Raw genomic sequence first — 22,119 nt, 5'->3', positions numbered from 1 at the left:
TCCTCTCGTTTCATAGGGGCGTACGCGGTGGCCGCGTAGCTTGCTCAGGCGGTGAGCGTGGTGCAGTAGGCCTCCAGGGCCGCCTCCAGCGGCCGTTCCCGGAAGCCGTGCCGCGCGTCCAGGGCGGCGCACGCCTCCTTGGCGAACAGCCCGGGGTTGTCCGCCAGCAGCCTCCGGAAGTCGGGTACACCGTCCGGCCCGGTGGCGGGGAGCGCCGTCAGCAGAGCGTGCAGCACGGTCACGGCGGGCTCCCCGCCCCCGGCCGCACTCTCCCGCAGCGCGGCCATGAACTCCGCGGGCGGCACCGCACGCAGGGCGCCCCCACGGTCCGGACACGCCAGGTCGAGCGCGGCGAAGTCCACGCTGCCGTCCCGGAAGACGTGGTAGACGGCTCCGTCGGAAGGCTCGGCGAGCCCGGCGATCAGCCGTGCGGCCGCCTCGTCCACCGGCGTGTAGTCGGAGTGCATGGGCACGTCGGGCCGGACCGTGAGCCGGAGCGCTGCGGACAGCAGCAGATGGGTGAGCGCCCTCGGGTTGGGCACGCCGTTGTCGGCGGCGGGCATCACCTCGCCGAGCCGATAGACCGTCACCGGCGCGCCACGTCTGCGGGCGTCGGTGAGCAGCCGCTCGGCCACCCACTTGGAGCGGCTGTACCCGCCGCTCGGTGTGGTGGCGGCGGACGGATCGAAGTCCTCCCGGATGCGGCCCGGAGTGCAGGAGGCGTGCTGTTCGAGGATCCCGAGGGTGGAGACGTGGTGCAGCGGCTTGGGCCGCACCGAGAGCGCGAAGCGGAGCACCTCGGCCGTGCCGGTGACATTGGCGGCGCGGTGGGCCCGGTAGTCGAGAAGGAAGTTGACCATGGCCCCGATGTGCAGCACGGCGTCACAGCCGGCGGCGTACGTCTCCCAGGTCTCCCTCGTCCAGCCGAACCGAGGGGCGCCCAGTTCGCCGGCGCGTGCCTCCAGGCGTTCCCCGAGGGACTCGTCCCACAGCCCCTGGGCGCTCAGCGTCCGTACGACCCGGTCTCGGGCGTGGGCGTCGTCGCGGGCCCGCACGACGCAGACGGCGCGGGCCGGGGTGGCCGACAGCAACCGGTGCAGGGACCTCGCCCCGACGAAGCCGGTGGCACCGGTGACCAGGACGGTGCGCGGGGGGAGTGTCACCGGGGTGCCTGCGAACCGCTGGGCGCGGGCGGCCATTTCGGCGAGGTCGGAGGGGAGGGCGGAGTCCCGCTCCATGAGTGCGGCCACGGCGGACGCCTCATCACTGCCCGCCTCGGCGGGGCGCCCTCCGAACGCCGCGGACCCGCCGGGCCCTCCCGTCCCGCCTCCCTTGGGCGGGCCCTCCAGCGCCGCCGCCAGCGCGTCCGGCGTGCGGTGCTCGTACAGCTCTGCGAGCCCCACCGTCAGCCCCGCAGTCTCCCTGATCCGCAGCAGGGCGCTCAGGGCGGCCAGTGAGTCGCCGCCGCGTCGCAGGAAGTCGTCTCCCGTCCCGAACGAGGGGAGGTCGAGGACCGTACGCATCACCTCGGCGACGCGTTCGGCGAGGGAGCCGATGGGACGGGGGACCGGGCGTGCCTCGGACTCCAGCTTCTCCTCGACGAGCAGCCGCAGCGCCCGCAGATCGACCTTGCCGTTGTCGGAAAGCGGCAGGGACTCCAGCACGAGGCAGTGCTGAGGCACCTGGATGCGCGGCAGCGTCGACACGAGATGGGCGCGGAGCGCCGCGGGTGTGGTGCCCTCCTCGGAGGCCGCCGCGACGACCAGCCGGTTGCGTCCTTGCCGGCGGAGGGTCAGCGCCTTGGCCTGGATGACGCCGTGGCAGCCCTCGGCGGTGGTCTCGATCTCGGCCAGTTCGATCCGGACGCCGTCCACCTTGGTCTGCCGGTCGCGGCGGCCGGTGAAGCGGAGCAGTCCGGCCGCGTCGAACCATCCGAGGTCACCGGTCCGGTAGAGGGTGGCGCCGGGTATCGCCGGGAACGGGTTGGGTACGAACACCTCGGCCGTGCGGGCCGGGTCGCCCAGGTATCCGGCACCGACGCAGGCGCCGCCGATGACGATCTCGCCGGTGACGCCCGCGGGCAGCGGGCGCAGCCGGTCGTCGGTGACCACCACGTAACAGTTGTCTATGGGGCGCCCGAGCGGGATGTGGTCGCCCTCGCCGCCGTCGATGCGGTGGAAGACCATGCCGATGGAGGTCTCGGACGGGCCGTAGCCGTTGGTGATCCCGAGCCCGGGGAGCAGCGCGCGCAGCCGGTGCACGGCGTGCGGGATGATCTCCTCGCCGCCGACCACCAGATGGCGCAGCGAGTCGACCTTGCGCACCGCGCCCGGCTCGGCCTCCAGCAGTGCGAGCAGCATGCCGAGAATGGCCGGGACGAAATCGGTGATGGTGACCCGGTAGCGGTGGATCGTGTCGACGGTCCGCTCCAGGTCGAGGAACTCGCCCTGTTCGGGTACGACGGTGCGGCCACCTGTCGTCAGCGGCCACAGCAGCTGCCAGATCGCCGAGTCGAAGGTGTGGCGGCTGTTCTGGAGCACCACTTCCTCGCCGGTGGCGCCGAAGTAGCGGGACATGAAGCGGAAGCGGTTGGTCAGTCCTTCGTGCAGATTCACGGCGCACTTCGGTGTCCCCGTCGTGCCCGAGGTGAACACCCCGTAGACCGGCTGCTCCGGTCCCGGCGTCGGACCGGGGCGCACGGTGCTCGGCGTGATCCGCCCGGCCGAGACGACCTGCGCCAGCCGGCCCGTGCAGACCAGCGGCCCGGAGGTGAGCACCAGCGGCGGGTCCAGCTCCTCCAGCACGGAGCGCAGCCGCTCGTCCGGCCAGGCCGGGTCACAGAGCGCGAAGGCGGCGCCCGCCTTCATCAGCGCCACCATGCACAGCGGCAGTTCGACGCTGTTGCCGATGACGACGGGCACCATGACACCGGGGCCGACACCGGCCGCCGTCAGATCGGCGGCCAGGCCGTTGGCGAGCGAGTCGAACTCCGCATACGTCAAGGTCGTTTGGGTGGCTCCGCGGTGGATCAGCGCGGTGCGGTCCGGGGTCCTGTCGGCCTGTTCCTCGATCAGTCTGTGTACGGGGCGGTACGGACCGTGATCGACACGGCTGCCGGCGGTCTGCCAGATGTTTTCCGACATGTCTCCGAACTCTCTGAGGGTGACAGGTGAGGGCGCGAGGAGGCGGGTTCACCGCTCCTCGCGTTCAGCTCCGTGGTCACGGGCGGGAGTGAGGCCCGTGACCAGCTCGGCGAGCGCAGACGGGGGTGGGTTTCCGGTGGCGAGTGCGGCCAGTAGCGCACCGGCCGCGGGGGCAGTCTGGATTCCGTAGCCGCCCAGACCGGCCAGCCAGTAGAAGCCGGCCGTGCGGGGGCAGGGACCGATCACGGGTGTGTCGTCCGGGGCGGCGGTACGCAGGCCGGCCCAGGCGTGGCTGATGTGCCGCAGGCGGAGGGTGGCCACCCGTTCGAAGCGTTCGACGGCGGTGGCGACGTCGAGGTCACGGGGGCGGGCGTCGCCGGGCGGTGCGGGGGTGTCGTCCGCCGGGGAGAGCAGCAGACCGCCGGACTCGGGCTTGGCGTAGAAGGTGTCCGCCACGTCCGTGATCATGGGCCAGCCCGATACGTCCGCCGCCAGGAGGGCGGCGCTCCCTGGGCCTTCGCGATCCCCGGGGACCCCGGCCGGTATCCGGGCGAGCGCGGCGGTGCGGCGGCGCGGCACGAGCCCCGCCGGCCGTACGCCCGCCAGTCGCGCCACGTCGTCGGCCCAGGCGCCGGCGGCGTTCACCACGACCGGCGCGGTGTACTCCCTCTCCGCTGCGGAGACCCGCCAGTTCCCGGCCTGTCGGCGCAGGGCGTGGACCCGGGCGCCGGTCACCACGCTGCCGCCGCAAGCGCGCAGCCCCCGCAGGAAGCCCTGGTGGGCGGCGTCCACATCGATGTCGCAGGCGCCCGGCCTGTACAGCGCGCGGTCGAAGGCCCCGGGGCGCAGCACCGGGCAGAGTTCCAGCGCCCGCTCCCGGTCCAGCTCGAGGACCGGCTGCGGCGCGGTGGCCCCGGCTGCCCGGGCGGCCTCGAACTGCGGGGCGGTGCCGGGCGTTTCCAGGGCGAGCACGCCGCGCGGGGTGAGCAGCGGGGCGGCGGTGAAGCCGTCCGGCGAGGCCTCGTAGAAGCTGCGGGCAGCGACGGTCAGCGCCCGTACGGTGGCGTTCCCGAAGTACTCGGAGAACAGCGCGGCGGAGCGTCCGGTGGCGTGGAGGCCCGGGGACCGTTCGGCCTCCAGGAGGACGACGCGGCCGTGCGGGGCGAGGAAGTATCCGGCGGCGGCGCCCGCGATGCCACCGCCGATGATCAGGAAGTCGGCCGTACCGGCTGACGCGGACGAAGTGCTCACCCCTTCCCCCGCTCGCCGGCGTCCCGGGCCGCGGCGGAGTCACCGGGCCCGGCCTGCTCTCCGCGCACGGCCCCGTGCCGGGGCATGGTGAAGAACGCCACCAGCAGCGACAGCACGGCGACTCCGCCCGCCACCAGGAAGCCGCGGCCGATGCCTTCGGCCAGCGCGTCCTCGGCGGAGGTGGTGTCCGCCGCCGCACCGACCGTCGACCAGACCACGGTGCCCAGCACCGCCAGCCCGATCGCGCCACCAATCTGCCGGGCCATGCTGAGGAGTCCGGAGGCGGCGCCGGAGTCCTCGTCGGCCACGTCCGCCAGCGCGGCCAGCGTCAGCGGCACGCCGGTCACGGCGAGTCCCGCGTACGTGAGCACGGTGGGCACCAGCATCCCGGTGGCGTACCCCCCGGACTCCCCGATCCGGGAAAGCCAGAGCATTCCGGCGGATGCGGCCAGCAGGCCCCAGCAGACCAGCGCGCGGGCGCCGAGGAACGTGACGAGCCGTGAGGCGGCCTTTGCGCCGGCGACGAGCAGGCAGGTCAGCGGAATGTAGACGAACGCGGTGTCCAGCGGGCTGTAGTCCCAGACCTGTTGGAGGAAGAGAGTGAGGAAGAAGAAGATGCCGAACATCGCGGTGTTGGTCAGCGCCAGCACCGCGTACGTGCCGCACCTGGTCCGGCCGGCGAACAGCCGCAGCGGCACCAGCGGCTGGCTGCCGCGTCTCTCGATCACCACGAACGTCGGGAGCAGCACGGCCGCCGCGCCGAGTGCCACGAGCACCGACGGGTCGGTCCAGTGCCCGCCCTCCGAGGCGCCGCTGATCAGGCCGTGCACCAGCAGCAGCGCGGCCAGAGTGCCGGTGAGCGCTCCGGACACGTCGAACCTGCCGCGCTGCCGGGGCGTCTCGCGCAGCACCCGCCAGGAGAGGGCGAGGACCGCTGCCCCGATCGGGACGTTCACGAACATCACCCAGCGCCAGGACAGATACGCGGTGATCACGCCCCCGGCCAGCAGCCCCACACCGCCGCCCGCCGTGGCCACGGCCGTGTACCAGCCCACGGCCCGGTCGCGTTCCCGCCCCTGCGGGAAGGTCACTGCGATCAACGACAGCGCGGCGGGCGAGGCGGCCGCGGCACCGACACCCTGCACGGTGCGGCAGACGATCAACAGCCACGGCTCCTGCGCGAACCCGCCGAGCAGCGAGGCCACGGTGAACAGCGCCATCCCCGTCGTGAACATCCGCCGCCGCCCGAGGATGTCGCCGAGCCGCCCGCCGAGTATCAGCAGCCCGCCGAAGGCGACGGAGTACGAGGCGACGATCCACTCCAGATCGGATCCGCTCAGCCGCAGCGAGCCCTGGATGCTGGGCAACGCGACATTGACGATGGTGGCGTCCAGCAGGAACATCAGCTGCGCCACGGAGATGACGGCGAGCGCCACCGCTCGCCGCCGCGATGCGGTCGTCACCGGGCCGGTGCCCGCGTCCGAATCCGCCGTGGCGTTCGCGTCCGGGGGAGTCCGCGGCGCCTGCGGGGCCGCTGTCATCGGTGCGTGGTGTATTCGACCTCAAGGCGTTTGCGCAGCGGATGGCGGAGGATCTTCCCCAGGGAGTTCTTTGGCAGCTCCCAAACGAACTGGACCCGGTCCGGCCAGAGCGTTTCGGCCATCTTCTCCTCTGCCAGATGCCCGCGGAGTTCCGCCAGCGTGGGCGGTTCCCCCTCGGCCACCACCACGGCGCAGACCAGTTCGGCGGTGGGCATGCGCGGATCCGGGTAGCCCACGAGCGCCACCTCCCGCACGCCCGGGTGCCGGATCAGCACCGACTCCACCTCGAGCGTCGAGACTTTCTGGCCGTTGGCCCGGACGGCCTGGTCGACGGAGCGGCCGACGATGCGGATGCCGCCCCGGCCGTCGTCCCGGGCCAGGTCACTGGTGTCGAACCAGCCGTCCTCGTCCAGACACGCCTCATACACCTCGCGCTGGCCGAGATAGCCCAGGCACTGCGAGGCGCCGCGCACCAGCAGCCGACCGCCACCGGTGTCGGTGCCGCCCTCGGTGCCCGTCGTCGGCACGATCCGCAGCTCCATCGACGGCTCCGAGCGGCCGTCGCTGTGGCCCGCCCAGCCCTCCGGGTCGTCGGCCCGGGTGACGGTGACCGCGCCGTTCTCCGTCATGCCCCACAGGGCCCGCACCGGGATGTCGAAGACCTCCCGCATCCGGGCTATCAACTGCGGCTGGATCGGCGCCGATCCGGAGACGATCTGCACCACGCTCGACGTGTCACGGGGCGCCTCGGCCTGCACGTCCAGCATGTCCAGGAGATAGGCGGGCGAGGCGTACGCCCATGTGACGCGATGCCGCGCGATGAGGTCGAGGAGCAGCTCCATGTCCCGGTTCACGTCCTGCACGACACAGGTGGCACCGAGCAGCACCGGCATGTAACAGGCGTACGACAGCCCGGCCATGTGGGTGGCGAAGTTGGGGATGGAGATGACGTCGTCGCCGGTCAGCCCGTGCGGCACGGAGACCGCGAGCACCGCCGCGTGCAGGGTGTTCTGGCTGTGGACCACGCCCTTCATCCGGCCGGTGGTCCCCGAGGTGTAGAGCAGCAACGCCGGCTCGTCGGGGCCCAGTCGGTCGGCCTCGTCCACGCTCCGGCGGTCCTCCCAGGGCGTACGGACGAAGAACGCGTCGAAGTCGAGCGCGCCGGTCGCCTCGGCGTCGCCGCACACCACCCGGTGCGCGAGCGTCGGCGGGGCGGCCTCCTGGAGGCGGGCGCCGTAGTCGGCGTCCTGGAAGCGGTCGACGGTGACGCAGACCTTCGCCGCGCTCTCCCGCAGGACATGGCCCAGTTCGCGGACGTCCAGGGCGGGGATCACCGGGGTGGCCACGGCGCCCACCCGGTGGCAGGCCAGATACAGCGGGGTCAGTTCCCAGCGGTTCGGGAGGTAGAGCGCCACCACATCCCCACGCCCCACGCCGAGTTCGCTCAGCGCGGCTGCGAACCTCTCCACGAGAACCTGGAGTTCGGCATAGCTGATCTCCTTGGCCGGGCCACGGCCCTCGTACGCGAACACGGCCGGGTGGTCCCCCCGGTCGCGGGCCGCCGCGGACAGGTCGTCCAGGAAGGTCGTTTCCCGCCACCAGCCCGCCGCCCGATACGCGGCGGCAATGTCCGGTCCAGGCCGGACCAGCGTGTCCCACTTACCCACCGCGGCACCTCTCGTCATCGAGTATCCCCACATGAGTAACGCGATCGAGCGGCTGAGCCTAGAGGATTACGGAGGGTCGCGGAAGCCCTGTGTGTGCGCACCGTTTCAGCAGACAAACAACTCAACTCAGGCCACGGGATTCTCCCTTGACATACCTTCGGCGTGCAGGTCAGGATCGCTCGATCAGCACTGGAGTGCGACTTGTGTGCGGAGCGGCACGTGAGTTCTTGGAGGCGGCGTGAGAATCGGTCTGCTCGGGTGGGACTACTCCGGGATCGATCCCGACGGCCATCATCTGGTGGAGTACGGGCGCGAGCGGGGCCACGAGACCTCGTTCTTCACGCTGGAGGACATGGCGTACCGCCCGGGTCCCTCAGGCCCCACGCTGACGCTGCGCGGCGAGCCCGCGGATTCGTTTCAGGCCATCATCAACCGGTGCAAGCTCTATGGTGACGACTGGCAGGACCGGGTTGAGCGGCTGAGCATGCTGAGCAATGTCCCCGGGGTCCGCCTGTTCGATCCGGCGGACGTCTGGGTCACCGGATACAGCAAGTTCCTCATGGCGCAGCGGCTGGCGGCGGCCGGGCTGCCGGTACCGCCGGTGCGGTCCGTGACGTCACTCGCGGACGTCGAGGCTGCCTGCGCCGAGTGGGGGCCGGTGATCCTCAAGCCTTCCTTCGGCTACCGCGGGATCGATGTGGAGCGCATCGTCGACCCGATCGCCGGCAAGGAGACCGCGGAGGACCTGCTCTCCCGCTTCCCCACCCTGGTGTGTCAGCCGTACGTCCCGACCGAGGGCGGCGAGTACCGGATCGTCGTCGCGGGCGACGCCACCCCGCTCAACGTCCTCAAGCTCCCGGCCGCCGGCTCCTGGCGCTGCAAGACGGTGGAGGGCGCGAGCTACGAGCGCTTCGACGCGCCCGACGAGCTGATCGATCTGTCACTGCGGGCCACGCGCGCCATGGGAATGACCCTTGCCGGGCTGGACATCCTGCCGACCTCGGACGGCTATGTGATTCTCGAGGTCAACCCCATCCCCGGCTTCCTCGCCCTGATGGGGCGGGAGCAGCACCGGCAGGTGCTGGGCGGGGTGTACGACTGGGTCGAGGAGAACGTCGCCGCGAAGGCCTGACACGTCGGGGCCCCGGGACGCCACAGCGGAGACCGCAGTCGGCGCGGTGGCGCTGGGAACCCGTACGAGATCACCGGCCTCGCACGGGACTCCCTGCTCGGTCCGGACCGCGTGGATCTCCCGGTCACTCCGGTGGCGTGCGGCCCGAAGTGAATCCGGGCACGGCGCCGGGGGCCCGCACAGTCACGGCCGTCAGGAACGGCGCATGGTAGAGCGTCGGATCCACGGGTGCTTTGCTGATCAGATGGCCTGTCAGCCGTGCACCTCCCCGGTCCCGGTCCCGGGCATCCTGCGGGGCGTAACCCAGGATCATGGTCGGATCGCTCAGCGCGTCCAGTCGCAGGACGAGATCCGCCTCGTCGCCGCCCTGCGGATCGGCACACTCCTGTGAGGGCACCGCCCGGAAACCCATCCCGGTCTTGAAGAGGAGCAGTCCCGGCTGTGTGAGATGGCCCAGCAGATTCGGCTCGTTCCCCATGGACCCCCGGGTGTACCCCCGGTCCCGCCCGGCCTGCATGGCCGCAAGGTAGAGCGTGCGGGCCAGGCTGGACCGGCGCCACCGGGCGCTGACCGCGGAGAACCGGAGCAGCAGCAGGTCCACCTCAGGGCACTCCAACACCAGTACGCCCCCGGCCAGTTCGTCCCCCTCGTAGCCGAAGACACCGAAGAACCTCCGCGGCCCGTGCAGCACCGCGTCCCGGTAGTCCAGCGCGAACGGAACGCCGAACCGCATCTCGGCCACCCGGTCCTCGTAGAGCGCGAAGAACCCGTCGAGTGAGCCCGGCGTCACCGGATCCTCCAGCACGATCCGGAGGCCGGCCGAGTCCGCATCCCGCCGGGCCTGCCGTATCGACTTGCGAGCCGTGCGGTGCAGCCCTGCCAGGTGCGCATCCTCGTCGGCGCCCAGTTCGGACACCCAGGTGAGCACGGACGGCTTGTGCACGAACCCCCGGGCGGCGAGCTCGTCCCAGCTTGCCGCGGGTGGATGCATCACCCGTACGACGTCGACCGGGTGATCCGCGTCGAGCCAGGGCTCGTCCGCCAGTTCCCCGGCCTCGATCAGTGCCAGCGCGAGACCGTATCGGTCGACGACCTCCAACGGTCTCTCCCCCTCAGACCGTCGCCGCGGCGGACGCCGGCGGAGCGCCGGCCAGCCTGCCCGCGAAGCACTCCAGCGCACCGGACCAGCTGTCCACGTACTCCGCGACCAGCCGCTCGAACTCGGCGGCCTCCGCCTCCGTGGTCACCATCATCGTCATGCCGGTCTCCTCGTCGCTGACCTGCGCGGCATGCACCGTCTCCGCCTTGATATGCGCATCGATCCAGGCGAACTGAGAGGTCTCGCCGAAGACCTTCTCCCCGTCCACCCACACCTTCGAGTACATCCGGCGGAAGCCCACGGCGATGTCCAGCGCAATGGTCTCCACCACCCGGAGCTGGACGGCGGCGCCCAGCGGGGAGTCGGCCAGCCGCTCCATGTTGGTCAGCAGGTCGACCACGGGGCCGGGAAGATCCTCCGCGCTCCGCTGCGCCGCCGGGCCCAGCCGCGAGGCCAGTGGCGCGACGATGGTGTCGTCCCACCAGATGTAGTGAATTCCCGCGGGGCCTGTCGGGGCGACCGCGCTGAACTCCGGGGCAGCGTTGTCCAAGTCGTCACCGATGACCTGGTACACCGTCTGGAAGGCGCCGAGCAGATCACGCGTCGGTGCCTCCCGGGTGGAGAACGTACGGGCCATGGTGCCCAGCCCGGCGAGAGTGCTGAACATGAAGCTCTTCGTCATCACCCGCCACCAGACGGCGATGTCGAGCGCGCCCTGCGGGGTGACGGAATCCACGCTCCGCGCCTTGCCGAAGAAGCTGTTGTCGGCACGTCGTAGACGCGCTCTGTCGATTTCCTTGTCCACCCGTTCGTCGAGTGCGTCGCGGTCGGCGGTGGAGAGTTCAACGGCAGTGGTCACAAACACTCCTGATACTGGTGAGAGTTCCTGCGGACAGCCCCGAGGGGGCCTGGGCCCCGGACCTGTCCGGCCCCGGGACTGAGGGGCTGTCCCGTATTCCACCGGGGAGTCCGGGACAGCCCTCAGATGCCCAGCTTCTGCTTGACCTCGGCGAAGAACGGCACGTAGCGGTAGTCACGGGCCACCGGGTCGTAGTCGGTGTACTTGTCGGTGAGTGCGATCAGCCGCTTGCGGACCGCCGCCACGGGTTCCTGCCGGATGTGCGCCTCGATGGCGTGGATCTCGGCGAGGAACTGCGCCAGCACGTCGGGGATCTCCGGGCTCAGCTGTATGACCGAGTCCTTGACCCGGATGCCCTCGTGCTTCTGCAGATACCCGAAGAGCAACTGTGAAGCCACCGCGTCGTAGTTCGGCCGCGGTATGCCCTCCACCGCGTAGCGCAGCAGCCGTTCCGCCAGGATGTACTCGTAGGCGGTGAGCGACTCCTCGCGGGGCAGCTTCTCGTCGCCCAGCAGCGCGAGCATCGCGGAGACGTCCACCCGCAGTTCCTCGAGCCCGGCCAGCGGCTTGTACTTCTTCGCGTCGAGGAAGTCCGGGATGGGCATGTCGCCCTGCCGGTGGTGGTACTCGTGCAGCCGCACCCACCAGGACGACGCCTGCTCGATCGTCGCGTCCGAGGCCCCCTGGATCAGGGGGAAGCTGTCCTTGGCCATCACCGCGTCGATCATTCCCCGGGTGATCCGGTTGTGCCTCTCCACGAACTTGTCGATGAAGTAGAAGACGAGGTCGTCCGGGTCCTGAAGCCCGTCGATGTGATTCTCCGGAAAGAGCGCCACGACCACCCGGGAACGGAATCCGGCCGACCGCCCGGTGATGCGCACCGGGGCGGTGCTGCTGGCGTACCGCTGGGCCAGATGCGCGTCCGCGGGCAGTTCCTCGTAGGTCAGGTAGTCCAGGGACAGCTTCGGGAAGTACGAAGCGTCGAACAGCGAGAAGAGATGGTTGTCCCTACGGCTGTTGATGTGTTCCTTCGTGGCGCGCAGACGTTCACCGGGGGTGAACGAGTGGATGTCCTCCAGGAATGCCTGCGCGGCCGGTTGCCGGGAAAGACTCCGGGTGTTCTCGATCTGGCGGGCCAGTTCCTTCAAGGCTGCTTCAGAGCGGTACGAAGCACGCTCGGGGAGCCCGTTCCGCAATGTGTCCACCTCGGCGAACACCGAGCTCATGTCGTCCATCAGACGCCCTTCCTGGCTACCCATCCGAGCCGTGACGCGAAACGAACCACCCGGCGGGCCGAATTCGCGTCCGCAATGACTTGCCCTGAGTGCGGCAGCACACAGCTCCGCTGCCGCACGGTCCGGGAAAGGTCGCGGTGATCACCGACGACGCGGTGACCAAGAGGGAGCCTAACCGCGCCGACAGTGCCTGACCAGATCCAGGTTCAGGCTCGTCCCTACGCCCCCGTTCAAGGTCAACTGGCTCATGAAGTCGGGGCGTTATGTCCCCGACTGTGCCGGTCGCACATCGTGATCGGCGACACTGAGGGGTCAGTGCAGCCGGGTGAGGGCGTCGGTGGTGACGGCGTGGACCGGGGGACGCCCGGCGAGCAGCCGTAGGACCTCGTTGGCGGCGCTGGTGCCCAGCCGCTGCCGGCACTCGACGCTGCCCGCCGCCTGGTGCGGGGTGAGCAGCACGTTCGGCAGCGCGCGGAAGGGGTGGCCGGCGGGCAGCGGTTCGGCGTCGAAGACGTCGATCGCCGCGTCCAGCCGGCCCGTGGCCAGTTCGGCGAGGAGTGCGTCCTCGTCGACGAGCCACGACCGGGCGGTGTTCACGAGCCCCGCCCCGTCCGGCATCAGCGCCAGCTGTGCGGCGCCGATCATCCGGTGGGTCTCCTCGGTGACCGGTGCGTGCACGGCCACGATCCGACTGCGGGAGAGAAGCGTCTCCAGCGGTACGGACGTCACACCGAGCGCCCTGGCATCGGCCTCGGACAGGAACGGGTCGGTGACGCTCACCCGCGCCCCCATCGCCTGCACCAGCCGGATGTAGGCGCGTCCGGTGCGGGAGGCACCGAGCACGCCGATGTCGCTGCCGTGGATCTCGTGGCGCGGCGGGGCCTCGCTCGCCGCCGCCCACTCCAGCCCGCCGCGCAGGGCGTGGTCGAAGCGCTGGATCCGGTGGAGCAGCGAGAGCGTGAAGGCGAGCGCGACCTCGGCGACCGGGCGGGCCATCTCGTCACCGGCCTGGGTGACCAGGATGCCGCGCCGGAACACGTCCTCGGTGACATAGGGGGCGACCGCCGAACCGGTGTGCGCCACCAGCTCCAGCCGGTCGGCATGCTGCAGCAGACCGGCGTCCACCTTGGGCGCCCGCCACGAGGTGATCAGCGCACGGGCGCCGGGCAGCGCGGCCGCGACCGCCGCCCGGTCGGAGTGGTCGTCGACGACGGTGAGTTCGGCCGCCCGTTCCAGTTCCTGCCACACCTCGGCGGTGAAGAACTGGGCGCGCAGGCCCGGCGGTACGGCGACGACCACCCGTGAGGAGCGGTCGGCGGGTTCAGGAGAGCCAGGCATCGAGGTGCTCCGCAACGAAGGCGTCATCGGTCAGCCAAGGGTAGGCCGCGGCCACCCGCGTGATCTCGTCGGCCTGTCCGGGGGAGAGCGTCTCGGCCGGGTCCAGGCAGCGGATGTTCGCCAGCAGGCCCTGGCGGCGCAGCACTTCGTGCACCCCGGCGATGCAGCCGCGGAAGGCGCCCCGCACATCGAAGACCGCGCTGTTGGCGTCGGTGAGCTCGGAGCGGCGGGCCAGGCAGCGGACCATCGCCTCGTGATCCCCGGCACGGGCCAGCCGGACGTCGTCGAGCAGGGTCACGGCCGAGCTCGTCCACACCGCCCACTGGCCGAGCAGCCCGCCCGCGAACCAGCGCGGGGTGCCGGCGGCCGTCTCGTACGGGGTGAGCAGATCGCCGATGATGTCGTCGTCGTTGCCGGTGTACAGGGCCACCTCATCGGCCCGGTCCGCCGCCGCCACCGCCCGTACGACATCGGCGGTGCGGTAGCGGTCGAACGGGGCGATCTTCACGGCGACGGTGTGCGGCAGGTCGGTGAACGCCGACCAGAAGGAGGGGGACAAGTACCGCCCGCCCACGGCCTCCTGGAGGTAGAAGCCGATCACCGGCAGCACCTCGCCGACCGCCCGCGCCCGCTCCAGCAGCCCCTTCTCGTCCGCCCCGGGCACGGCCGGGCTGAGCAGCACCGCGTCGTAGCCGAGCGCGGCGGCTGTCTCGGCCTCCGATACGGCCTGGGCGGTGTAGCCGCAGGCACCGGCGACCTTCACGAACGGGCGGCCGGCCTCGGCGTCGATCGTCTCGGCGGCGAGCTCCAGCACGGGCCGGAACAGGCCCACCTCCCGCTCGCGGATCTCGAACTGGGTGGTGTGCACGGCGACGGCGGCGCCGCCCGCGCCCGAGGCGAGGTAGTACCGGGTCAGCGCGCGCTGCCGGCGCTCGTCGAAGGTGCCGTCCGCGTGCAGCGCGAGCGGGTGGGCGGGGATGGCCGCGCCCTGGGCGAGCAGCTCCAGCGCGGGCGTGGACCGGAGGGAGGGAGTGGACATGGAGTGGATCAGAACCTTCCGTCACGTACCTGGAACTTGGTGGGCTTGCCGGACAGCGGCAGCCCGCGGCGCAGCCAGTCGGCCTGCCATTCGACGAGGGTGCGCAGAGCGACGTCCGGGTAGCCGAACAGCGCGTGGCAGCGGCTCGCGTCGGAGAGCAGCGCGGTGGGCGCCTCCGCACCGGCGAGCACCGGCTCACGGTCGAACTCCTCACCGAACCACTGGGCGATGCGGCGCACCGACGCGGTCTCGGGGCCGGTGAGGTTGAGGGTGAACGCCTCGCCGTCGGTGGCGTGCAGCAGGGCGCGCAGGGCGACCTCGTTCGCGTACCCCTGCCACACCACGTTGGCATGACCGGTCGTCACATCGACGGCCTCGCCGGCCTGCACGCGGTACGCGATGTCGGCGAGGACGCCGTAACGCAGGTCCACGGCGTAGTTGAGGCGGATGTTGGCGACCCTGGTGCCGCGGGTCAGTGCCGCGTGATCGAAGATCCGCTCGCGGCCGAGGCACGACATCGCGTACTCGCCGACCGGCCCGACCGGGTCCGTCTCGGTGCAGCCGCCGGAGGAGACCGGCACCAGCGGATAGACGTTGCCGGTGGAGAACGCGGCGATCCGCGAACCCGGCCAGCGCCGCGCCACCCGGTCGGGCATCGCGGCGTTCACCGCCCAGGCATGTGAAGGCGCCCCGGCGGAGCCGAACTTGGCGCCGACCATGAAGACGACATTGCCGGCGTCGGGCAGTTCGGCCAGATCGGCGGCCGGGTCCATCAGGTCGAAGGCGACGGTACGGACCCCGGCCGCCTCCAGCTCCTCGGCCGCCGCCTTGTCCGACCAGCGGGAGACCGCGTACACGGTCACGTCCGTACGGCCCGCGGCGTCCAGCGCCCGGCGCGCCAGCCGGCACAGGCTGGGGCCCATCTTGCCGCCCGCACCGAGCACCAGGAGATCGCCTTCGAGGCGGCCGAGATCGGCGACGAGCGCGGGGGAGGGGGTGGCGAGCCGCTCTTCGAGTGCGGCCTCATCGGTGAACATGTGTGGCTATCCCTTGATTCCGGACGCGGTGACGCCCTCGGTGAAGTAGCGCTGGCCCACCATGTACGCGGCGAAGATGGGCACGAACGCGATGACGGAGCCGGAGAGCACCACATTGAGCGGCACGTTCTGCTGCTGGAGCGAGGCGATGCCGACCGTGAGGGTGCGCATGTCGGTGGACTGGCCGATGACCAGCGGCCACAGGAAGTCGTTCCAGTGCCACAGGAAGACGAAGACGCCGAGTGTGGCGAGGATCGGCTTCAGCAACGGCAGCACGATCCGGTAGAAGATCTGCCACTCGCTGCAGCCGTCGAGCCGGGCCGCCTCGAAGAGTTCGTCCGGCAGCCCCTGGATGAACTGCCGCATCAGGAACACCGCCTGAGCGTTGGCCAGGGTCGGCACGATCAGACCCCAGTAGGTGTCGACACCGCCCAGCTTCGCGATCATCGCGAAGGTCGGGATCATCGTGACGTGGTACGGGACCATCACCATCGACAGGAACGACCAGAACATCGTCTCCCGGCCCGGGAAGCGCTTCTTGGCGAAGGCGTACCCGGCGAGGGAGGCGAGCAGCAGCACGCCGACGACCGAGACGACCGAGTAGATCAGCGTGTTGAACAGCCAGCGCGGCACGTCCTGGGCGCCCATGACGGTGTCGTACGCCTCGCCGGTCAGCGGCCACGGCAGCAGACTTCCGGGAAAGTCGACCGCCGCGGACGGCTTCAGGGAGAGGACGACCATCGCGTAGAACGGGAAGACCGTGACGAGCGCGGCGGCGGTCAGCAGCACGCCGCGTGCGATGCGGCCGCCGCCGGTGGGGCGCATGCCGTACGGGACGGTGTCCTGCTCGGAGAGCTTGCGCAGTCTGCGTTCGGCGCGGCGCGCGGCCCGGTCCGGGGGTGCGGAAGCCGGGCCGGCGGGCGGGGCCTTCGTCTCTGCGGGTGCTGCGGTCATGGTCACTGGTCCTTCCCGATCACGAGCCGCTGGATCACCGCGACCACCACGGTCAGCACGAAGAGCGCGACCCCGATGGCGGAGGCGTAACCCAGGTCGAAGTACTTGAAGCCCGCGTCGTAGAGCTGGAAGACGAGCGTGTAACTGGAGTTGGCGGGGCCGCCGCCGGTCATCGTGTACACGGCGTCGAAGACCTGGAACGAGGCCGTCGTCTCGATGACCGCGAGGAAGAACAGGGCGGGCTTGAGCTGCGGCAGCACGATGTACCGGAACCGCTGCCACGGGCCGGCCCCGTCGGTGAGGGCGGCCTCCTCCAGCTCCCGCGGGATGTCCTGCATCCGGGCGAGCAGGATGAGCATCCCGTATCCGAAGCGGGACCAGACGCCGACGATCGCGAGCGCGGGCAGCACCAGCACGTCGTCGGAGAGCCAGGAGCCCTCGGACATCCCCAACCAGCCCATCAGGGTGGACCAGGGGCCGCCGGTCGAGAAGATCCACACGAAGACGGTGGCGGCCAGCACCAGCGAGGTGACGACCGGCAGGAAGAACACCGACCGGAAGAACTTGGCGCCCCGGAAGGCGCGCCGGGTGATCAGCGCCAGGGACACCGACGCGATGAGCGTGCCCGGCACGGCGAGCACCGTGTAGAGGACGGTGACCTTCAGTGCCTGCCAGAACAGCGGGTCGTCCCACAGGCGGGTGAAGTTGTCGAGCCCGATGAAGCTGCCGCCGCCGGTGAGGGAGTAGTCGGTGAAGCTCATCAGCACACCGGCGACACCCGGACCGAACCGGAATGCGAGGAACAGCAGGAAGCACGGAAGGACGAAGAGCAGGCCGATCCGGGCCTCGCGGCGCGCCTGCGGCCCGCTGCGACGGCCCCGGCGGGTGGGTTCCGCGACGACTGCCACGGGGATCTCCTTGCGGTACGGGGGAATTACGGGCGTTGGGGGAGTGCCCCAGGGGGCGCGGGGCCGGGGTCCGGATGCGGCGCGGACCCCGGCCCCGCGACGGGTGTCAGCGGCCGAGCATCGCCTGCGCGGCCTTCTGCGCGGCGTCCAGTGCGTCCTGCGGGCTCTTCTTGCCGAGCAGCGCCGCCTGGATCTCCGGCGCGAGCAGGCCCTGGACCTCACGGGCCTTGTCCTGCAGCGGGCCCACGTTCATGCTCGGCAGAGTGGCGCCGACGGCGGTCTGGAGCGCGTCGTCGGGGTACAGGTCGCCGCCGGACTTACGGGCCGGGAAGAAGCCCGCGGCCTTCTGCAGACCGGCCGTGTTCTTCGACTCGGCGACGAAGTTCAGCCAGTCGCCGGTGTTCTTCTTGTCGGCGCCCTTCAGCATGGACAGCGCGCCCACCGTGCCGTAGCCGACCGAAGCGGTCTCCTTCAGCGGCGGCTGGACGACGATGTTCTCCTTGCCCCAGAAGGGCTCGACGTCCGCCGGGGTGTTCTGCCAGGTGCAGGCCACCTTGCCCTTGGCGGTCGGGGTCTGCTCCAGCTTGGGCGTGGTCGTGACCAGGTCCTTGTCGGTGTAGCCGCCGTCGACCAGCTTCTTCAGGTACGTCAGCGCCTTGACGCCGGCCGCGTCGTTGAAGGTGACGTTCTTGCCGTCCTCGGAGAAGACGTCGCCGCCGGCCTGCCACAGCAGCGGGTAGAACGTCATGTTCAGCGTCTGCTGGGTGTCGCCGCTGTAGCTGGTGGCGTAATAGCCCTTCTTCTTCAGCTTCGGTGCCAGCGCCTCCAGGTCCGCCCAGCTCGCCGGGTAGCTCTTCTCCCCGATGGCGTCGAACACGCGCTTGTCGCAGATCAGCGGGTTGGCGCTGGTCAGGATCGGAGTGGCGAGCGCCTTGCCCTCGACGGTGACGGACTTCAGCGCGAAGTCCGTGTAGTCGGACTTGGCGTCGGCCGGCATGTACTCGTCGGCCGAGACGATGTTCTTCGCGTACTTCGGCAGCTGGTCAGGGATCAGGTAGACCGCGTCCGGGCCCTTGCCGGAGGCGATCGCGGTGGCCAGCGCGGTGTCGCGGTTGGCCCAGGGGAAGGTCTCCACCTTCACCTTGACGCCCGAGTGCTCCTTCTCGAAGGCCTTGACCAGGCCGTCCCAGTACTCCTTGTTCTTGGCCTCGTCGAAGATGACCGGGTAGGTCCACATGGTGACGGTGTTGCCGTCGTCGTTGCTGGAACAGCCGGCGAGCACACCGGCGGCGAGCGCGGTCGCCACGACGGGGGCGGCGAGGGCGCGGACTCTGGAACGACGGGTGAGAAGACGGGACATGAGGTGGTCCTCCGAGGACGTGAGGGTGGGAAGCGGGGGAGTCACTGCGCCGGGACCGTCTGGACGGTGCCGGTGTGCCGGGCACGTTCGGCGGCGAACGCCGCGAGATGACTGCCGAGCGAGGTGGCGGGGCCGGAGCGGACGGCCCCGGAGTCACCGGTGGCGACGGCGGTGACGAACGCCTCGACGAGCGCGGCGTCCCCGCCGCCGTGCCCGTCGGCCGCGTTCGAACCGGACGTGCCGAGTTCGTGCACGCTGGACTCACCGGTCCGGAAGTCCTGCACGGTGACGCGCTCGCCGTCGCCGACGAGCCAGCCGTGCGAGCCGAAGATCCGGGTCTGGCGGTGGGTCTGTTCGGTGAACGCCACCATCTGGAAGGTCGCGGTCACCCCGTCCGACAGCTGCATGGCGAGGACCTGGTGGTCGACCACGTCGTTGTCGCTGCGGTACGCGCAGACCCCGTACGGGCCCTCGCGCAGCGCCTGTACGAGACCGGCCTCGTCGGTCGCCTCGGTGACGTGGGTGACCGGCCAGACCGCGCCCTTCTCGCGCAGCGTCGGCATGTACAGCTTCAGCGCGCTGTACGGGCAGCCGGACTCCACCGCGCAGTCCAGGCAGCGGTCCGCGGACCCCGCCGGGGCGTTCTCGGGCCGGAAGTGCTTCAGCCCGCCGAAGCCGGTGACCTGCTCGATCCGGCCGCCCATGATGTACGTGATCCAGTCCAGGTCGTGGCAGGACTTGGCGAGCAGCATCGGCGACGAGTCCTTCTCGCTGCGCCAGGGACCGCGTACGTAACTGTGGGCGTAGTGCCACCAGCCGACCGGCTCCAGATGGTCGATCGAGACCAGCTGCCCCAGCACACCGGAGTCCACGACCTCCTTCACCAGGTCGGTGTACGGGGTGTACCGCATGACGTGGCACACCGCGAACAGGACCCCGGCCCGCTCCACCCCCTCCACGATCCGGCGGGTCTCCTCCTCGGTCGGGGCGAGGGGCTTCTCGGCGAGGATCGCGTAGCCGGCCTCGGCCAGGGCCAGCACCGGCTCCACATGGAAGCGGTCCTGGGTGGCGACGATGACGGCGTCGGCGATGCGGTGGTCGACGAGCGGCCGCCAGTCGTCGAACTCGACGGGCGCACCGGCGGCGGCCCGCGCCGCGGGGCGCGGATCGGCGACGGCGACGAGTTCGGCGCGCTCGGGGTGCGCCTTGATCCACTCGGCGTACGTCAGACCGCGGTTGCCGGCGCCGACGAGGGCGACCCGTACGGGCCGGCCGGTGATCGGGGTATGCGTGGACACGGGGAATCCCTGGTGCTCGGTGGTACTCGACGGGAGGGGTGGTCAGAAGCGCAGCGTGGCCGCGGTGTGGGCGACGCGGTCGCCCTCCTCCGGCAGTGCGGTGCGCTCGGTGCCGTCCTCGACACAGCCGGTGTGCAGCAGATGGCCGGCGCCGCCGAAGGCCGCGGGCCGTAGTTCGAGTCGGCCACCGGTGAAGGTGGAGCCGGTGGCCCGGTAGCGGTTGGTGCCCTCGGTGAGCAGCACATGGGCGGTGCCCTTGGGTGCGGTCGAGTCGAGGCCGGTGAGCTGCCAGTCGACGGTCCGGCCGGAGCCGGTACGTGCGAGCAGGGCGCCGTCCTTGTTGGTACCGGACAGCCGCGTTCCGTCGATGCGGAGGCGTTGGTCCTTGGCTGCCGTCAACTTCATTCCGCTGTCCCGGAGTTCGCCACCGAGCACGGTGATGTCGGCGTGGGCGAGCGAGACGGGGGCGGTGTCCTTGGACCCGGTCAGCGTGCACTGGTCGAGGACGAGCGGCCCGGTGCCGTTGAACACGGCGCCGTCGACGCCCTTCAGCGTGGTGCGCTGGAGGGTGAGAGGGGCGGTGACGCCTGCCTGGGTGATCTCCGCGCCCGCCGCGAAGGCGAAGGAGGAGTCGGCGATGACGTTGGGACGGGCGGAGAGATCCGAGGCCCGGGAGACGATCAGCGGACCGGTGGCCGTACAGCCCCGCATCTGCACCCCGTCCGCGTTGACCCAGAGCATCCCGGAGCCGGCCAGGGACGGCTTCCCGATGACCAGGACGTCCTCCAGCGTCAGATCGGTGATCTTGACGCGGGCGACGAACCAGGAGCAGGCGTGCCGCCGTACGGTGATCCGCTTGGCCCTGCCGCCCCAGGCCGCACCCGAGTTGGCGAACGTCATCAGGCCGGAGTTGCCGGTGTAGACGAGGTCGTGCTCGAACTGGCCGTGCGTGACGAACGGCCCCTCGTCGTCACCGTCGCCATGGCAGTTGGTGACGTAGCAGTAGGCCGAGGCCGTGAAGTCGTTGAGGTGACGGGCGTTGGAGGTGTGACAGTCCTCCACGTGCCCGTACAGACAGTAGATCTGCTGCGTGAGGTAGCCCGCGCCGCCGTAGGTGACGGACTTCGGGTTGGTCAGCGAGCACTGCTCGGTGCGGTAGTACGTGCACCAGCGGCGCATCACCACCGGCCAGAAGGTGCCGACGGCCTCGATGCCGGAGACGTCACAGCGCACCGCGTACTCGTAGGCGACCGGGTGCGAGCCGGTCATCTCGTCCTCGCCCCAGCCCTCGAAGACCATGTTGCGGACGTGGGCGCGGTCGACGGGCTCGACGCGGGTCCAGGTCAGGGTGCGGCCGGCCGCCAGGTCCCAGCCGATCTGGTAGTTGACCCGGATGTGCGTCTCGTCGACGACATCGGTGACCTGGACGAGGCGCTGGATCTCCTTCTCGTACTTCCCCGCCAGCGCGTTGATCTCCACGGCCCACCACTGGCCGACGGAGAACTTCGAGGAGTCACCGACCTCGAACAGGTCCGAGAGGTCCGGCATCGCCGCGCTCAGGGTGTGTTCGACGGTGGTGTCGGTGACGGTGCCGCGGAAGGAGAGGACGGCGCCGAAGGGGTTGTCGTGGGTGTTCTTCTCGATGCCCGTGGTGCGGATGTGGTGGCCGCCGAAGTCGAGTTCGATGTTCGAGCGGTCGAAGAGGTGCCGCTTGGTGAAGAGGAGGTCGGTGTGGGCCTCGATGCGGTGGACGCTGTGGTCGTTGACCATGGCGTCGAGGGCGGCGTCGGCGGGGGTGGTGGCGTCGAAGTGGCCGAAGGTGCGGAAGTCGAGGGTTCCGGTGTGGAGCTGGTGCCAGCGTCCGGCCTTCGCGCTGTTGGGGGCGATGATGGTGCCGCCGTTGTGGGCGGTGGTGGACTTCTTGTTCCAGCGCAGGGCCATGGTGCCGCCGTCGCCGGGGGCGTTGTATCCGGCGAGGATGGCCTGGGTGCCGTCGGTGAGGGGCTTGGTGTTCAGTGCGCGCAGTGCGCCGACCGTGTCCAGGTGCAGGACGTCACCGGCACGGGCGGGTGCGGCCTGCGCCGTACCGGTGGCCACGGCCGTACCGGCCATGACCAGACCGGCCAGACCCGAAGCCCGCAGCACGGAACGACGGGACGAAGCAGAGGTGTGGTGGTGCGGAACGCTCATGCGGACTTCGCCTTCCGAGAAGTGCGACGAGGGAGGGAGCGTTCCTGCGGTGGACTGCCATGAGGCGG

General features: G+C 70.7%; 16 protein-coding genes. 1 reads left to right on the top strand and 15 read right to left on the bottom strand.

Features of this window, described 5'->3' with window-relative positions; all coding sequences use genetic code 11:
- Positions 1-44: 44 nt before the first annotated feature.
- From SH922_RS06155 to SH922_RS06140, 4 genes are read right to left on the bottom strand one after another with little or no spacing between them, the layout of a single operon-like run.
- Positions 45-3,143, bottom strand: coding sequence for an amino acid adenylation domain-containing protein (locus SH922_RS06155; protein WP_393055571.1), 3,099 nt, complete (start codon positions 3,141-3,143; stop codon positions 45-47).
- 48 nt (positions 3,144-3,191) lie between these two features.
- Positions 3,192-4,394, bottom strand: coding sequence for an NAD(P)/FAD-dependent oxidoreductase (locus SH922_RS06150; protein ID WP_393055568.1), 1,203 nt, complete (start codon positions 4,392-4,394; stop codon positions 3,192-3,194).
- A complete protein-coding gene (locus tag SH922_RS06145) occupies positions 4,391-5,935 on the bottom strand; it encodes an MFS transporter (RefSeq protein WP_393055565.1) in 1,545 nt (514 codons plus the stop codon). Before SH922_RS06145 ends, SH922_RS06150 begins: the two co-directional genes overlap by 4 nt.
- Positions 5,932-7,620: an AMP-binding protein gene (locus tag SH922_RS06140; RefSeq protein WP_393055562.1), complete on the bottom strand. Its 1,689-nt coding sequence runs from the start codon at positions 7,618-7,620 to the stop codon at positions 5,932-5,934. Before SH922_RS06140 ends, SH922_RS06145 begins: the two co-directional genes overlap by 4 nt.
- 220 nt (positions 7,621-7,840) lie before the next feature.
- Between SH922_RS06140 and SH922_RS06135 the strand changes: the two genes are divergently transcribed.
- Positions 7,841-8,734 carry a RimK family alpha-L-glutamate ligase gene (locus SH922_RS06135; protein ID WP_393055559.1) on the top strand — a complete coding sequence of 298 codons (894 nt, stop codon included), beginning with the start codon at positions 7,841-7,843 and terminating at the stop codon, positions 8,732-8,734.
- A 124-nt stretch (positions 8,735-8,858) separates the two neighbouring features.
- On the opposite strand, the gene SH922_RS06130 is transcribed toward SH922_RS06135, so the two are convergent.
- The 11 genes from SH922_RS06130 to SH922_RS06080 form a co-directional block, all read right to left on the bottom strand.
- Positions 8,859-9,833 (bottom strand): GNAT family N-acetyltransferase, encoded by a 975-nt coding sequence (locus SH922_RS06130; protein WP_393055556.1) that lies wholly within the window; start codon positions 9,831-9,833, stop codon positions 8,859-8,861.
- A gap of 13 nt (positions 9,834-9,846) precedes the next feature.
- Positions 9,847-10,692 carry a DUF6202 family protein gene (locus SH922_RS06125; protein ID WP_393055553.1) on the bottom strand — a complete coding sequence of 282 codons (846 nt, stop codon included), beginning with the start codon at positions 10,690-10,692 and terminating at the stop codon, positions 9,847-9,849.
- A gap of 122 nt (positions 10,693-10,814) precedes the next feature.
- Positions 10,815-11,927 (bottom strand): DUF6421 family protein, encoded by a 1,113-nt coding sequence (locus tag SH922_RS06120; RefSeq protein WP_393055550.1) that lies wholly within the window; start codon positions 11,925-11,927, stop codon positions 10,815-10,817.
- 312 nt (positions 11,928-12,239) lie between these two features.
- Entirely contained in the window at positions 12,240-13,265 is a 1,026-nt protein-coding gene (locus tag SH922_RS06115; protein ID WP_393055547.1) for a hydroxyacid dehydrogenase, read from the bottom strand.
- Positions 13,249-14,304 carry a dihydrodipicolinate synthase family protein gene (locus SH922_RS06110; protein WP_393055544.1) on the bottom strand — a complete coding sequence of 352 codons (1,056 nt, stop codon included), beginning with the start codon at positions 14,302-14,304 and terminating at the stop codon, positions 13,249-13,251. The genes SH922_RS06115 and SH922_RS06110 overlap by 17 nt, the downstream gene beginning before the upstream one ends.
- Before the next feature lie 8 nt (positions 14,305-14,312).
- Positions 14,313-15,341: an NAD-dependent epimerase/dehydratase family protein gene (locus SH922_RS06105; protein ID WP_393055541.1), complete on the bottom strand. Its 1,029-nt coding sequence runs from the start codon at positions 15,339-15,341 to the stop codon at positions 14,313-14,315.
- 6 nt (positions 15,342-15,347) lie between these two features.
- Positions 15,348-16,295 (bottom strand): carbohydrate ABC transporter permease, encoded by a 948-nt coding sequence (locus tag SH922_RS06100; protein ID WP_393055538.1) that lies wholly within the window; start codon positions 16,293-16,295, stop codon positions 15,348-15,350.
- 2 nt (positions 16,296-16,297) lie between these two features.
- A complete protein-coding gene (locus SH922_RS06095) occupies positions 16,298-17,203 on the bottom strand; it encodes a carbohydrate ABC transporter permease (RefSeq protein WP_393055535.1) in 906 nt (301 codons plus the stop codon).
- A 106-nt stretch (positions 17,204-17,309) separates the two neighbouring features.
- Positions 17,310-18,563, bottom strand: a complete 1,254-nt coding sequence (locus SH922_RS06090) for an ABC transporter substrate-binding protein (RefSeq protein WP_393055532.1) — start codon at positions 18,561-18,563, stop codon at positions 17,310-17,312.
- A 41-nt stretch (positions 18,564-18,604) separates the two neighbouring features.
- The gene (locus SH922_RS06085) at positions 18,605-19,861 is read right to left on the bottom strand and encodes a Gfo/Idh/MocA family protein (RefSeq protein WP_393055529.1); all 1,257 of its coding nucleotides are present in this window, start codon (positions 19,859-19,861) and stop codon (positions 18,605-18,607) included.
- Between the two features lie 42 nt (positions 19,862-19,903).
- Positions 19,904-22,051, bottom strand: a complete 2,148-nt coding sequence (locus tag SH922_RS06080; protein WP_393055526.1) for a peptidase C14 — start codon at positions 22,049-22,051, stop codon at positions 19,904-19,906.
- Between the last annotated feature and the right edge of the window lie 68 nt (positions 22,052-22,119).

Source organism: Streptomyces sp. LN549 (assembly GCF_043203805.1).
In the GTDB taxonomy this organism is placed as follows: Bacteria; Actinomycetota; Actinomycetes; order Streptomycetales; family Streptomycetaceae; genus Streptomyces.
The sequence above is the reverse complement of the archived record's forward strand: the minus strand, read 5'-3'. Positions and strand labels throughout refer to the sequence as shown.

Bases quoted from the DNA above. Each gene is read 5' to 3' on its own strand.
- SH922_RS06155 (WP_393055571.1), bottom strand. From the start codon at position 3,143: ATGTCGGAAAACATCTGGCAGACCGCCGGCAGCCGTGTCGATCACGGT.
- SH922_RS06145 (WP_393055565.1), bottom strand. From the start codon at position 5,935: ATGACAGCGGCCCCGCAGGCGCCGCGGACTCCCCCGGACGCGAACGCC.
- SH922_RS06140 (WP_393055562.1), bottom strand. From the start codon at position 7,620: ATGACGAGAGGTGCCGCGGTGGGTAAGTGGGACACGCTGGTCCGGCCT.
- SH922_RS06120 (WP_393055550.1), bottom strand. From the start codon at position 11,927: ATGGACGACATGAGCTCGGTGTTCGCCGAGGTGGACACATTGCGGAAC.
- SH922_RS06115 (WP_393055547.1), bottom strand. From the start codon at position 13,265: ATGCCTGGCTCTCCTGAACCCGCCGACCGCTCCTCACGGGTGGTCGTC.
- SH922_RS06110 (WP_393055544.1), bottom strand. From the start codon at position 14,304: ATGTCCACTCCCTCCCTCCGGTCCACGCCCGCGCTGGAGCTGCTCGCC.
- SH922_RS06105 (WP_393055541.1), bottom strand. From the start codon at position 15,341: ATGTTCACCGATGAGGCCGCACTCGAAGAGCGGCTCGCCACCCCCTCC.
- SH922_RS06100 (WP_393055538.1), bottom strand. From the start codon at position 16,295: ATGACCGCAGCACCCGCAGAGACGAAGGCCCCGCCCGCCGGCCCGGCT.
- SH922_RS06090 (WP_393055532.1), bottom strand. From the start codon at position 18,563: ATGTCCCGTCTTCTCACCCGTCGTTCCAGAGTCCGCGCCCTCGCCGCC.
- SH922_RS06080 (WP_393055526.1), bottom strand. From the start codon at position 22,051: ATGAGCGTTCCGCACCACCACACCTCTGCTTCGTCCCGTCGTTCCGTG.